The organism is Actinomadura opuntiae (assembly GCF_030283205.1).
Lineage (GTDB): Bacteria > Actinomycetota > Actinomycetes > Streptosporangiales > Streptosporangiaceae > Spirillospora.
This window is the reverse complement of the sequence record NZ_JASNWF010000005.1, coordinates 82,713-95,600: the sequence shown is the minus strand read 5'-3', so window position 1 is coordinate 95,600 and position 12,888 is coordinate 82,713. Positions and strand designations below refer to the sequence as shown.

Annotated in this window: 14 protein-coding genes; 11 read left to right on the top strand and 3 right to left on the bottom strand. The window is 71.2% G+C overall.

Annotation, left to right across the window (positions count from 1 at the left end; translation table 11 throughout):
- The first annotated feature begins 156 nt into the window (after positions 1–156).
- The 5 genes from QP089_RS48780 (at position 157) to QP089_RS11625 (ending at position 3,506) form a co-directional block, all read left to right on the top strand.
- Positions 157–222, top strand: a complete 66-nt coding sequence (locus tag QP089_RS48780) for an Ms5788A family Cys-rich leader peptide (protein WP_353070578.1) — start codon at positions 157–159, stop codon at positions 220–222.
- Positions 223–303: 81 nt separating this feature from the next.
- Positions 304–741, top strand: coding sequence for a DUF4395 domain-containing protein (locus QP089_RS11640; protein WP_285911541.1), 438 nt, complete (start codon positions 304–306; stop codon positions 739–741).
- Positions 738–1,577: a sulfurtransferase gene (locus QP089_RS11635; protein WP_285911540.1), complete on the top strand. Its 840-nt coding sequence runs from the start codon at positions 738–740 to the stop codon at positions 1,575–1,577. Before QP089_RS11640 ends, QP089_RS11635 begins: the two co-directional genes overlap by 4 nt.
- Before the next feature lie 122 nt (positions 1,578–1,699).
- Complete coding sequence (locus tag QP089_RS11630) at positions 1,700–2,008, top strand: DUF1416 domain-containing protein (protein WP_285911539.1); 309 nt, start codon at positions 1,700–1,702, stop codon at positions 2,006–2,008.
- 196 nt (positions 2,009–2,204) lie between these two features.
- Positions 2,205–3,506 (top strand): hypothetical protein, encoded by a 1,302-nt coding sequence (locus QP089_RS11625; RefSeq protein ID WP_285911538.1) that lies wholly within the window; start codon positions 2,205–2,207, stop codon positions 3,504–3,506.
- Here the strand turns inward: QP089_RS11625 and QP089_RS11620 are convergent.
- From QP089_RS11620 to QP089_RS11610, 3 genes are read right to left on the bottom strand one after another with little or no spacing between them, the layout of a single operon-like run.
- Positions 3,394–4,056, bottom strand: coding sequence for a hypothetical protein (locus QP089_RS11620; RefSeq protein WP_285911537.1), 663 nt, complete (start codon positions 4,054–4,056; stop codon positions 3,394–3,396). The two genes, QP089_RS11625 and QP089_RS11620, sit on opposite strands and share 113 nt — an antisense overlap.
- On the bottom strand, positions 4,053–4,652 hold the full coding sequence (locus tag QP089_RS11615; protein ID WP_285911536.1) for a hypothetical protein: 600 nt from the start codon (positions 4,650–4,652) through the stop codon (positions 4,053–4,055). The genes QP089_RS11620 and QP089_RS11615 overlap by 4 nt, the downstream gene beginning before the upstream one ends.
- Positions 4,649–5,425, bottom strand: a complete 777-nt coding sequence (locus QP089_RS11610) for a hypothetical protein (protein ID WP_285911535.1) — start codon at positions 5,423–5,425, stop codon at positions 4,649–4,651. Before QP089_RS11610 ends, QP089_RS11615 begins: the two co-directional genes overlap by 4 nt.
- A gap of 44 nt (positions 5,426–5,469) precedes the next feature.
- Here QP089_RS11610 and QP089_RS11605 point away from each other — a divergent pair, with 44 nt between their 5' ends.
- The 6 genes from QP089_RS11605 to QP089_RS11580 all read left to right on the top strand — a co-directional run bounded on the left by QP089_RS11605 (position 5,470) and on the right by QP089_RS11580 (position 11,518).
- Positions 5,470–6,156: a hypothetical protein gene (locus QP089_RS11605; protein ID WP_285911534.1), complete on the top strand. Its 687-nt coding sequence runs from the start codon at positions 5,470–5,472 to the stop codon at positions 6,154–6,156.
- Between the two features lie 95 nt (positions 6,157–6,251).
- Positions 6,252–6,653, top strand: a complete 402-nt coding sequence (locus tag QP089_RS11600) for a YbaB/EbfC family nucleoid-associated protein (protein ID WP_285911533.1) — start codon at positions 6,252–6,254, stop codon at positions 6,651–6,653.
- A 78-nt stretch (positions 6,654–6,731) separates the two neighbouring features.
- Positions 6,732–7,046 carry a type VII secretion target gene (locus tag QP089_RS11595; RefSeq protein WP_285911532.1) on the top strand — a complete coding sequence of 105 codons (315 nt, stop codon included), beginning with the start codon at positions 6,732–6,734 and terminating at the stop codon, positions 7,044–7,046.
- Positions 7,043–8,029, top strand: coding sequence for a WXG100 family type VII secretion target (locus QP089_RS11590; RefSeq protein WP_285911531.1), 987 nt, complete (start codon positions 7,043–7,045; stop codon positions 8,027–8,029). Before QP089_RS11595 ends, QP089_RS11590 begins: the two co-directional genes overlap by 4 nt.
- Positions 8,030–8,381: 352 nt before the next feature.
- The gene (locus tag QP089_RS11585) at positions 8,382–9,671 is read left to right on the top strand and encodes a S8 family peptidase (protein ID WP_285911530.1); all 1,290 of its coding nucleotides are present in this window, start codon (positions 8,382–8,384) and stop codon (positions 9,669–9,671) included.
- 572 nt (positions 9,672–10,243) lie between these two features.
- Entirely contained in the window at positions 10,244–11,518 is a 1,275-nt protein-coding gene (locus QP089_RS11580; RefSeq protein ID WP_285911529.1) for an HNH endonuclease signature motif containing protein, read from the top strand.
- Positions 11,519–12,888 lie beyond the last annotated feature (1,370 nt).

The following is a 12,888-nucleotide window of genomic DNA, read 5'->3' as shown; positions in this document are numbered from 1 at the left end:
GGCGGTGTCAAGGGCCGGGAGGGGCAGGTCAACCCGTGAGCCGTACCCGGATGACCTGCGATAAGACACATGTCACTGTCTCGCAAGGCGAGACGGATGTGACAGCGCGTGGATTGTCGGCTTAACATCGTGGTCGTGCGTTACTGGACAGAGCAGATGCTCACGAAGCGCCGCGCGGTCGACTTCTGCCGCGTGGCCGCCTCGCTCTGTCGCCCGGCCTGAGGCATCGAGCCCTTCCGCGCCCCGAGCACTTCCGATTTCCACGCTCGTACGCACGCTTCCTCTCCGCCATGGAGCACCCCGATGCAGGTTGATCCGCGTGGGCCGCGCTTCGGCGCGTCGGTCACGACGGTCGTTCTCGTCGCGGTCCTGGTCACGGGAAGCTGGGCACTGCTCGCCGCTCAGGCCGTCGTGTTCGCCATCGGCGCGTTCCTCGGTCTGCGGTACGCCCCGTACGGGCTGGTGTTCAAAGCGCTGGTCCGCCCCCGGCTCGCCCCTCCCGCGGAACTGGAGGACGCGGCCCCGCCCCGCTTCGCGCAGGGCGTCGGGTTCGTCTTCGCCGTGGCGGGGACGGCCGGATACGGGACGGGGATCACCTGGCTCGGCATCGGTGCCACCGCCCTCGCGCTGGCGGCGGCGTTCCTGAACGCGGTGTTCGGGTTCTGCCTCGGCTGCGAGATGTATCCGCTCTTCCGACGTATCACCGCGAAGATTCGCTCCGACAGGGAGGTTCCCGCATGAGCCGCTCCGACGTCCTGGTGGACACCGATTGGGTCGAGGCCCACCTGGACGACCCCGGCCTGGTCCTGGTCGAGGTGGACGAGGACGTGTCCGCCTACGACAAGGGCCACATCCGTGGCGCCGTGAAGATCGACTGGAAGACCGAGCTGCAGGACCCGGTCCGCCGCGACTTCGTGGACAAGACCGGTTTCGAGCAGCTGCTGTCCTCCAAGGGCATCGCCAACGACGACCTGGTGATCCTCTACGGCGGCAACAACAACTGGTTCGCCGCCTACGCGTACTGGTACTTCAAGCTGTACGGGCACGACAAGGTGAAGCTGCTCGACGGCGGCCGCAAGAAGTGGGAGCTGGACTCCCGCGAGCTGGTCGAGGACGTCCCGTCGCGTCCGCGCACGGACTACAAGGCCAAGGAGCAGGACCTGTCCATCCGCGCCTTCCGCGACGAGGTCGTGGACGCGATCGGCGCCAAGAACCTGATCGACGTCCGGTCCCCGGACGAGTTCAGCGGCAAGCTGCTCGCCCCGGCGCACCTGCCGCAGGAGCAGTCGCAGCGGGCCGGCCACGTGCCGACCGCGCGCAGCATCCCGTGGTCGAAGGCGGCCAACGACGACGGCACGTTCAAGTCCGACGAGGAGCTGCGGGAGCTGTACACCGAGGCCGGCGTCGACCTGAACAAGGACACGATCGCCTACTGCCGGATCGGTGAGCGCTCGTCGCACACCTGGTTCGCGCTGCGCGAGCTGCTCGGCCTGCCGAACGTGAAGAACTACGACGGCTCCTGGACCGAGTACGGCTCGCTGGTCGGCGTGCCGATCGAGCTCGGCGAGCCCAAGTAACCCGGCGAGCCCAGTAACCCGAGCGACCACGAGTCCGGCGGGCCGAGCGGCACGCCACCGTCCACGAACCCCACCGCCGCCGGCGGAACGAATCCTTCCGTGTGCACGGAGATGGAGGAGCAATGACCCAGGGCTGCGCAGCGCCCGAGCAGACGGCGCACCTTCCCGCGACCGTCGACCTGACCAACGAGGCCGTCATCCAGGGCACCGTCACCCGTGACGGCGCCCCCGTGTCGAGCGCGTACGCGCGCCTGCTCGACTCGACCGGCGAGTTCACCGCCGAGGTCGTCACCGGTGACGAGGGCGTGTTCCGCTTCTTCGCCGCCGACGGCGACTGGACCGTGCGCGTGCTGGCGGCGGGCGGCGTGAGCGTCGACAACGCCGTCACCGCCAAGACCGGCGAGGTCGCCGCGCTCGAGGTCGCCATCTGATCGCGCCGGCGCCCGCCGGGGGCCGGGACCGCGTTCCGCCCCGGCCGATGCCGGCCTGAACCGCCGAACCCCGCCGTCCCCGGTCCGTCCGGGGCGGCGGGGTTCGCCGTTCGCTGCCGCGTTCCGGGGCGGCGGGGTTCGGCGTTCGGTGCCGCGACCCGGGGCGGGCGAGGGCGCGCGGAGTAGCATCGGCGCGATGTCCGTACTGTCCGCGCGGTCGCCGCTGCTGCTCCCGTGGTCCGCGCTGAAGCTCGCGGGGCGGTTCGTCCTGCCGCTGACCCTGTGGTTCACCGCGGGGCGGCTGCTGCGCTACGGCGTGCTGTACGGCGGATACCGGCTCGGCGGCATGAAGGGCACGGCGGCGACGGTCGCGCCGCTGGTCACCGTCGGCCTGCTGGTGGTGATCACGCTGGCCACCGCGGTGCTGATGGTGCACTGCGTCCGCGAGGGCCTGGACGTGGTGCACGCGCGCGAAGCGGACGGCGACCTGACGCCGTGGGCGGTCGGCAACGAGGAGTCGGTGGTCGGCGCGATGGCGCGGGCGGCGCTGCCGTTCGTGATCTTCTACCTGGCCTGGGGGCTGCAGACCGACGACGCCCGCGAGTTCGCCGACATGGCCTCCAGCCGCGGCTTCGCCGAGGGCGGCTTCCAGGGGCAGCTCAAGGGCATGGGCATGCTGATCTCACTGGAGAAGCACGTCGTGCTCGCCGTCGGCATCACCGCGGGGTTCTTCGTGGTCAAGACGGCGGTGGAGTGGCTGCTGGAGGAGCGGCTCGGCCGCTCGGCGGGCGCGCTGATGGCCTTCTTGGAGATCAACTTCACGCTGTTCGGCATCTTCACGATCGACCACCTGCGCGGCGAGGCGGCCGACTGGCTCACCGGGCGCCGGGCCTGGCAGTGGATCGACGGCACCGCGGGACCCGTCCTCGACCTGTGGCCGCCGTTCAAGGACGCGGTGCTCGGCGCGCTGATCTGGCTGGTCATCGCCGGGATCATCCTCGGCCTGGACGCCGGCGACGAGCGCGTCGTGATCGGCCGCGGCCGGGCGGGGCGGCGGCTCGCGGCGGCCGGCGGGATCGAGCGGCAGGGCAGCGTCCGGGAGGTGCTGACCCGCGGGTTCCGCGAGATGTGGCTGCCCGCCTGGTACGGGCTGCGGCTCGTCCGCCGGTCCGGGATGCTGCCGTTCGCGGTGTTCTGCCTGCTGTTCTCCGCGCTGGACGTGGGCGAGGACGCGTCCCGCCGGTGGGTGTACGAGCTGCTCGGCCCGCACGAGGTGACGTGGTGGATCCCGCGCCTGCCGATGGTCGACTACGGAACCGGGCTGGTGTTCCAGATCCTGCGGATCTGCCTGCTCGCGGCCGCGTTCAACCTGGTGATGGCGCGGGTCACGGCGCGAAACGCAGCGAAGGCAGTGGCGCCCCGGGCTTCCGTGACGTCTTCGGCGCCTGCACCCGCAGCGCCAGGGTCGCCGCCTCGCTTCGGGGCACCGTCCCCCTGACGGTGAGGCGGGTCACCGCGCCCTGTTGCGGCGTCCCGGCGGTGAGGCCGGTCGCCGACCAGCTGCGGCCGCCGCCGTCGGTGAAGGTGTAGACGAAGCCGTAGGCCCCGACCGTCTTCGCGGCGGCCGCGTCGTCCGGCCGGACCGCGAGCACGACCTGCAGCTCGGTGACGGTGTCGTCCTTCGGCCTGCTCCCGAACGCGAGCGGCGCGCGCACCTGCCGCCCGGCCACCTTCCATTGCGCGCCCGCCAGCGTGCCGGTCGCGCCGTTCGGGACGGTCGTCACCTTCTCGGGCGGTTTCAGGTTCTTCTGCACGCTGTGGGTCTCGTCCGTCCACTTCAGGACGAGGAACGCGGGCACCAGTGCGGTCAGCGCCAGCGCTTGGACGATGCGCCGGTCGCGGGGGCGCATGCGCGGCTCCGGCGTGACGCGGGGCAGGTCGGGGTTGGTGCGCTGCGGGTCGTCGTGGGCGTCGTTGCGGGCGTGGTCGTGGGCGTCGTTGCGGGCCTCGTTGTGGGCGCCGCCGAACGCGGGACCGGCGGTCGTCATGGCGTCCCGCCCTGCGGGTCGTAGCGGTCGGCGGCGCCGCGGATCAGCGCCTCCGCGCCGGACCCGCCGATCCCGAGGTCGATGTCGGCGGCGGCGGACAGCTGGGGGAGCAGCCCGCCCGTCCCGACCACCAGATGGGCTCCTCGCAGGCGCTTCTTCGGCAGCTCGAACAGCAGCGTGCCCGGTGCCCAGATCATCGGCTCCATGTCCGGGATGCTGCTCGACGGGCCGACCCGCGGGTCGTTGCGGTAGCGGTAGCCGCCGGGCGTCTCCAGCATCGCCGTCCCCAGCCGGAGCGGCTCGCGCTCGCTCCGCACCCGTATCCGCACCGCGAGGTAGATGCCGTCGGTGCCGATCGCAGGCTGGTTCCCGAAGCTCAGCTCGGGCACCAGCGACCGCGCCGCCTTCACCCCGTCGACCCGGACGCTGAACATCCGGTTGGAGACGACCTGCCCGACCTTGCCGCCGTTGCGGATCGGGTCCATCTCCTTGGCGTCCACTTTCGGGCGGATCGTGTGCACCCACATCGCGGCGGCGAGCAGGGCCGTCCCGACGGCGGCGGTCCCGCCCCGCACCAGCAGCGCGCGCCCGTTCACCGGTGGCTCGCGGTCGGCCGGGGCCTTGCGGGCCGGGTGCGCCGGACGGGTGGTCGCGACGCGTTGCGCGTCGGCCGCACCGTCGACGGGGCGGTGCGCGCTGACGGGGCGGGGCGCGCGGTCGGCGCAGGGCGCGCGGCCGGTGCGGGCGCGGCGATCGGGAGCGTCATCCTGGCGACGAGCGCGTCGCTCTGGCGGTCGACCAACCAGTTGTAGCTGACGTCGGTGAACCCGGTCCGGTACTCCCACTTGCGCAACCCGATGGTGAACCGGGTCGGAGCGTCCGCCGGGCCCATCTTCCACATCGCCGACGCCTCGACCGGCAGCCCGGGCTGCGTCGTGATCGTCTTCGCGCCGCCCGCGACGCCCTGGACGTCGTCGGGTTCGACCCATTTGCCGACCTTGGTGCGCGCGGCGAGCCCGTCGGCCAGCCCGCCATCGCCGAGCGACGCGGTCTCCTTGCCGTTGTTGACGACCCGCATCCGCACGATCAGGTACCGCTTCGGCGCCGAGTCGAACGCGCCCTTCACCAGGCCGATCCGCGCGTCGTGGACGGTCACGGTGAACAGGCCGGCGTCCAGCGCCTTGCCGGGCCTCCCGGCGGGCTGCTTCGGCGCCTCCGCGAACCCGCCCGCCGCCCACGTCGCGGCCGCGAGCGCGGCGACCGCGCACGCGACGATGACGGGGACCAGGCGGCGCCTCGCGGACGCGCGGTTCCCGTTCTCGCCGAACGGCTCCTCCGGGGGCGGAGGGACCGGCGCGGTGGACTGCACCCGCCGAATGCTAGTACGGCCGCCGCTGCCCCTAAGCTCGCCGGATGCCGTACAGAATCCGGTTCGTCCCGGTGCTGCCCGTCCTGATGATCGTCATCGGCGTGGCCGCCGCTCCGCTCGTCGCGGCGGGGGCGTTCCTGGGGGAGATGCGGGCCTGGCAGGCCGTCCTCGGCATCGTTTTCTGGGCCGGTCTCGTCCTGTGGCTGGTCGGCAGCGGGATCGCGCGCCTGCGCCGGATGGTCCGCAGCCGGTGGACGGCGTTCGCCGTCGAGCCGGACGGCGTCCGGATCGGCGCGCGGCCCGGGGCGCCGCCGCAGTTCTTCCCGTGGTCGGACGTGGACGCGGTCGTCCGCTTCGACGTCCCCCGGGTCGTCCGCCGGGCGCCGATGCGCCACCTCGGCGTCAGCCTGCGGGACGACGCGCCGGGCGGCGTCGCCGAGTTCGAGCAGCGGCTCGCGGCCGTCCGCGCACGTCGCGAGCTGCGCGACGCCGACCGCGAGACCCTCGGCTTCATGGCCGACCGCCTCGCCGGTGACGCCTTCCCGCGCGACCATGCGGTCAGCGCCTACGTCCACCAGCGGGACTGGTGGCTGAACCGGCGCGCGCTGGAGCGGGCCCTGCGCGACCTGGCGCCGGACGTCCCGCTCGTCGAGCTGGACGCCGGCCGTCCGCCGCACGAGTGGCTCGACGACCGGACGCGGCTGGCGGAACTGGACCGTTCCGGCGAGTGATCCGGCGCCGTGGCGCGAAGAAGATCGTTACGTGGCGGCAGGGTGAATCTTTGTTGTAATGTCCGGATCCGGTCACCCGTCCGGAAGAGAAGTGCATGGACCCGAACCTGCCGCCCGCCATCGCCGACCCCGAGAAGTGGCTGCGCGACCAGCAGCAGTGGGCCGCGGCCATGAAGGAGCGCGCGGACCGCGCCCAGCGGGAGCTGGCCGAGAACACCACGACGCTGACCAGCCGCGACCACGCGGTCACCGTCACCGTGAACCCCAGCGGCGTGCTGCTGGACCTGCGGCTGTCCTCGCACGCCGACCGGATGACCGGCGCGCAGCTCACCGCGTCGATCATGGAGACCTACCGGAAGGCGTGCGGGCGCGGCGCCGCCCGCACCGTCGAGATCATGTCGCAGGTCGTCGGCGACGACTCCGAGGCCATGGACTTCCTGCGCGCCGCGCTGCCCCCGATCGACGAGGACGGCGAGCAGGACCGCCGGCCCTGGTGACCCCGGGCGCCGGCGACCTTCAGCGCCCGCCCTCGCGCCGGCGACCCCCGGCGACCGCCCCGCACCCGAAGGAGCCCCATGGGCGAGAACGGTTTCGAAGTGGAAAGGTCCGCGCTCGACACGCACGCGGGCAAGGTCGACCACGTCGCCGGACGCGTCGACAAGGCGAACCAGGCCGCCGCCCAGACCGCGCTCGGCGGCTGGCAGATGTACGGCGCGCTCTGCTCGCCGCTCATCGTCCCGGCCCTCTCCGGCCTGTTCGGCGACTCCGACGACATGGTGAAGAAGGCCGCCGAACTCGGCCGCTCCATGTCCACCGGGCTGCGCAGCACCCAGCAGAACTACGAGGCCGTCGAGAAGGCCATCGAGGCCCTCACGAAGCAGGCCCGATGACCACCAACGACCTGATCGCGCAGCCGGAGGGGCAGAAGCGGTTCGAGGGCGCCGGCCTCGCCGACAGCATCGACGGCCTCGTCGCCGACATCGGCGACAACAAGAACTGGGAGACCCTCGCTGTCGACGGCCTCGCCGTCGGCCTGGACGCCCTCGGCATCGCGCTCGACCCGCTCGGCGCGATCCTGAGCGCCGGCGTCGGCTGGCTGCTGGAGCACATCGCGTTCCTGCGCGAGCCGCTTGAGGTGCTGACCGGCGACCCCAAGCAGATCCAGGCGCTGTCGAAGACCTGGTCCAACGTGGCGACCGAGCTGATCGGCGCCGCGAACGACTACTCCGACGCCATCGGCGACGTCGCCGCGTGGGGCGGCGAGGCGTCCGCCGCCTACCGCAAGACGGCCAAGGAGTACGTCGGCGCGCTGAACGCCGTCGCCCAGACGGCGCAGCACACCTCGCAGGGCATCGCCGTCGCCGGGCAGGTCGTCGCGGTCGAGCGCGCGTTCGTGTTCGCGGCGATCTCCGAATGGGTCGGCAAGGTCGTCTCCAAGGCGCTGCTGGCCCTGGCGACCTCGGTGTTCACCTTCGGCGGCTCGCTCGGCTTCTTCATCGCCAGCGTCGTCGGCGACGCCATCGCGCTGTTCGCCCGGCTCGGCAAGCGGCTCGCCCGGCTGCTGCAGGTCATCCGGCGGTTCGTGGACCGCTTCAGCAGCACCAGCGGCCGCGCCGCCGACGCCGCCGCCGCGCTCGGCCGGCGCAGCGACCAGATCAACCGCTGGGCCGACCCGAAGATCAACGGCTCGAACGTCGCGGAGGTCATGTTCACCCCGACGGCCTACCGCCGCTACACCGAGGCCATGGACGGCTCGTTCGTCGGCCAGACCGCCAACGTCGCGGGCAGCCTGTGGGCCCGCACCGGCGCGGAGGCCGCCAAGTCGGCCCGCGACTTCGGCGACGGCATGGACGACGGCCACTACACGTCCTGACGCTGCATCGTGAGGGAGATCGCCGACCACGGCCGCTTCGCGAACCGGCTCCCATCGCCGCGTCCCCGCTGGGACCTGCCGCTCCCTGCGGCCCTGGACGAATGGTGGGCCCTGCCCGTTCACCTCCTTCACGCACTCGCCGCGCCAGTACCCGCTGCGGCCCGACCCGTCCGACTACGACGCCGCCGGCGGCGAATGGGGCCAGCCTGCGAGCCCGGCCGGGACGACCCGCGCGCCCTGGTCAGCGTCCACGAGGACGAGCGTCGAGCCGCCGCGCAAGGACGGGGAGTCCGAGTAAGGGCGGGGATCGTCTAGAGTCATGGCGTTCGCACGGTTTCAGGAGAGATGAGGCATGCGCGGAGCGGGACTCGTGGCCGGCGCCACCTGCCTGGCCCTGACCTCGGCGTTGGTGTTCGCCCCGGCCGCGTCCGCCGCGCCCGGCGACCGCCCGCGCGCCGCGCCGTCGCCCACCGCGAAGCCGGAGCCGAAGAAGACCGAGAAGCCCCAGAAGCAGCAGCCCTCGTCCGGCGCCCAGTGCAACAAGCCGGGCGGCCAGCCCGCCTCGGCGATCACCCAGGAGCCGTGGGCGCAGCGGCGGCTGGACTTCGAGCAGGCATGGCCGATCACCCGCGGCGCCGGCGTGACCGTCGCCGTCGTCGACAGCGGCATCGAGACCGCCCACCCCCAGCTCAAGGGCAAGATCGCCGGCAGCTTCGACGCGACGCACACCACGCCCACCGACTGCTACGGACACGGCACCGAGGTCGCCGGCATCATCGCCGCCTCCGACCAGCGCCGCCGCAACGTCCCGTTCGTCGGGGTCGCGCCGCAGGTCAAGCTGCTGGACGCCAAGTTCACCACCGGCGAGAGCACCGACGACAACACCCTGCTGCCGAAGGCCATCGAATGGGCCGCCGAGCACGGCGCGGACGTCATCAACGTGTCGGCGCGCGCACCCGACACCACGCTGCTGCGCCAGGCCGTCCAGGTCGCGAAGAAGCACGACGTGCTGATCGTCGCCGCCGCCGGCAACGTCGACAAGGACCAGCGCGGCAAGGAGAGCGCCGGCTACCCGGCCAACTACCCGGGCGTCCTGTCCGTCGCCGCGGTGGACGAGAACGGCACGATCTCGGACTTCTCCAACCACAAGACGCGCATCGACGTCTCCGCGCCCGGCCAGGACATCATCTCGACCGTCGGCACCGGCTACATCGGCGGACAGCAGGGCACCAGCTTCAGCGCCCCCTACGCCGCCGGCGTCGCGGCGCTCGTCCGGTCCCGCTACCCCGACCTGAACTACCAGCAGGTCATCAACCGGATCCTGATCACCGCCGAGGGCGGCAACGGCCAGGGCAGCGGCTACGGCATGATCAGCCCGCTGCAGGCGGTGTCCGCCATCGTGGAGCCGAACGCCAAGCCCGGCGAGACCTCCGTCTCCCGCCCCCTGAGCAACCCCGTCCCCATCGCGCAGGCCGAACCCGTCGACCACCGCACCCGCAACATCGGCCTAGCCGTGGCGGGCGGCGCCCTCGGCCTCACCCTGGTCGTCGCCTTCGGCGGCGCCGTCATCCCGCTGGGCCGCCGCCGCGGCTGGAAGCCGGGCCGCGTCACCGCCCTCCCCACCGGCGAAGACCGAGACTGACCGCTGCCCGTCACTCTGGGGTGGACGCTTTGGACGACGCCCCGCCGCCCATGAACGGAACCGTTCGCGCTACCGCGTTCTGTGTGGTGAGTTAACTGGGCGATGGAGTGTTTTTGGGGGACGCCTTCCGGGACGAACCGGATATTCGGTGAATCGGTTTAAGGCGACGAGCCCTATCGGTGAATGCTGCTCGGTATTCGATGAGGATGGGAAGGGGAAGGGCAGTGGGTTGGCCGTGCGGTGGGGTGGCGCTGGCGTACGGGGCCGCCCCTCCAAAGTCAAGGGCGCCTTCGGCGTCGCTTCGCGATGGACTTCGTCCACCCTTGACTTTGGAGCCTCTGCGGCCCCTGAGGCAGCGCCAAGGGGCAGGCTCCGCCTGCCCCGCCCGGGTCGCGCCACCCCACCGCCCTCCACGTCCGCGTGTTCGACAAAGCGCCCCAAAGGAACAATTCGCCGACCAGGTAAAGGCGGAGGAAGCCGGGGCGCACTGAGCAATATTTTTCCACTGATCAGCAAAGAAGAAGCCCCCGTCTCGGCACGCAATTGTCGGTCACTTGGGGTACACTTTAGGTATGCAGTCAGTGACGGTCGACCTTGAGGGCGCGTCCACCATGGAATTGGTGAACGCGCTCTCAACGATCGCCACCGAACTCGCCCAACGACAAGCCCCCGAATCGGCGGCCGCGTGCCTGGAACTCACCGAAGACCTGGCCACCGCCTGCGATCTACAAGAAAGCGCACTGGCCGGATTCATCGGCCGCGTCGACGCCACCGGCGAACAGCAAAGGTGGGGATACCCCTCCACCCGGGCGTGGCTGCGATCCCGCCTGGGGATGCGAGAGAACCGCGCTAAAGAACGCCTCACCCTCGCCCGGCAACGCCACCGCCTGCCGCAGGTGACCGAACGCCTGGCGGCCGGAGAGCTGTCCTACGGGTACGCCACTACGGTCGCTGACTCGGTGGCGCGGCTGGACGACACCGATTGCGCTATGGCTGAGCGCAAGTTGTTGGAGATGGTCGGCCAGGGGTTCTCTCCGGGGAAGATCGCGGTGTTCGGCCACCGGATCCGCGACGTCATCGCCGAACGCGACGACACCGAACGCGAACCAGAGGACGCCAAGCGCGGCTACGCCAAGTCCTGGATCACCAGCACCGGCTCCCTGGACGGCGGCCGCTACATCAAGGGCTGGCTGAACGCCGAAGACGCCGCCATCTGGGACGGCACCCTGGCTCCGCTGGCCAAGCCGGCCGGACCCGACGACCACCGCGACGTCGCCGAACGCACCGCCGCAGCGCTGTCGAGCGCGCTGTCGGGCGGACACAAAGCCACCAAGGTCACCGTCATCTGCGACCTCGAAACCCTCACCGGCGGCAACGCCCCAGGCCACCTCACCGACGGCACCCCGATCCCGGCCGAACAGGTACGCCGCATCGCCCTGGCAGCCGGAGTCTCCCCACTGATCCTGGGACGCGGCCACAACCCCCTATACCTCGGGTACCGGGAACGGTTCGCCAGCCCCGCCCAACGCCGGGTCCTGGAAACCCTCTACCCCACCTGCGCGGTACGCGAGTGCGAGATCCCCGGGACGCTGTGCGAAGTCGACCACGTCCACGGCTGGGCCTTGGGTCACAGTCCGACCGACATCGACCAGCTCACCCTCACCTGCGGATGGCACAACCGCTTCAAACACACCAGCCCGACCCAGATCGGCATCAGCAAAGACCCGGACGGGCGGTATGTGTACCGGCTGCTGCCACCACCCGACGCAAGGTCAAGGGCCCGGACTGGGAACGGGCCACCGGGCACACTCGGCCCACCCGGCACCACCTTCGACTGGGCCGCATAACCACCCCACCTCCACGCCACCGGTTCGCCCGAATCCACCCGGGATCTCGGGCGAACCGGCATGCCCACATCACCTACCCGCCCTCCACTGCTCCGTTAGCAGTGGGCGCGGCCAGGTCAGCCAAACCCGATTCCCTCGCCGCGGACCCTCGCCATTCCCTCGTCGCGGCACGGTGGCCAACCCCTCGCCGTGCTGTAGCGCCCGAGACTTCATCGCCCTTCACCGGCGGCGCAGGCGACATCAGCACTTCGCGAGGGTGTGTCTTGATGTGCAGGTCAGTCAGTCGGTCGTTGATGCCGGTGATGTGGAGGACGGCCTCCCACCGGTGTTTCTCGAGTGGCCGCGGCACAGTGGCGTTTCAGCCGATTGGTGCCGCACCCGACGGCGTACCGCGGCCCGGTGGTCCAACTCGCAGAACACCGGCAGGCGTTCACCATGCCTGCCCTGCTCCTCGCGAGTCCGAGCCGGTACGGACTTGACCGGGATAGTGCAGCCGATCCAGCATTTGCGCAGGTAGATGCGGTTGGCGCGGGAACTGCAGGCCCTGCCGGTAGGGGCTGGTCGGCGCGCACCTGGTCGAGGCGCCTGTGAGAACGTTGCACCACCGGCGCGAGATGGGTGCCCCATGCGCGCTGGGTCTGCTCTTCCGATCTGCCTCTTGGTTCTCTGGTTCGGGGGCGGTGGGGTGGCGCGACCTGGGCGGGGCAGGCGGAGCCGGCCCCGTACGCCAGCGCCACCCCACCACACGGCCAACCCACTGCCCTTCCCCTTCTCATCTCTCGCTGAAAAACCTTTGTCGCACAACGCGCCCGCTGCTCGGCTCGCGACGCACCTCGGGATTTTTGCTATATGCCTCTACTTCTCGGCTCCCATCGGGTCCGCCTCTCGCCTTGCGATGCGTCCTGCCGGGGCGTCTCGCGACGCGCCTCTGCCTTTTCCTCTCGCATCGCGTTGCGGCCGCCTCTCGCTATGCGACGTTCTGCCCCCTCGGCTCGCGTCGTGCCCCGCCCCGGCCCATGCAAGGCGTCCCGCGACATGCCTTTGCCTTGGCAGTTTGCGTCGTGCTGCGGCCGCTTCCCGTCTTGCGATGCGTCCCGCCAACTCGGCTTGCGCCGTGCCTAGCCATGCGAGCGTCCCGTCGTTGCGTCTCGTGACGTGCCTTTGCGTTGGTCGCTCGCTTGGCGCTCGCAGCGGCCTCTCGTCTTGTGATGCGCCAGCGCTGTTTTGTCGCCGCGCATTGGCTCACATCGCGCGCGTCCTTGCCCCGGGGCAGTCGTTTGCCGCGCCTCGTGCTCCGTTCGCCATCAGGTTCGTGCCGTCGACGGGCCTTGAGTGCTGTGCCCGTTCGCGCTTGGTTGTTTCGGCGATGG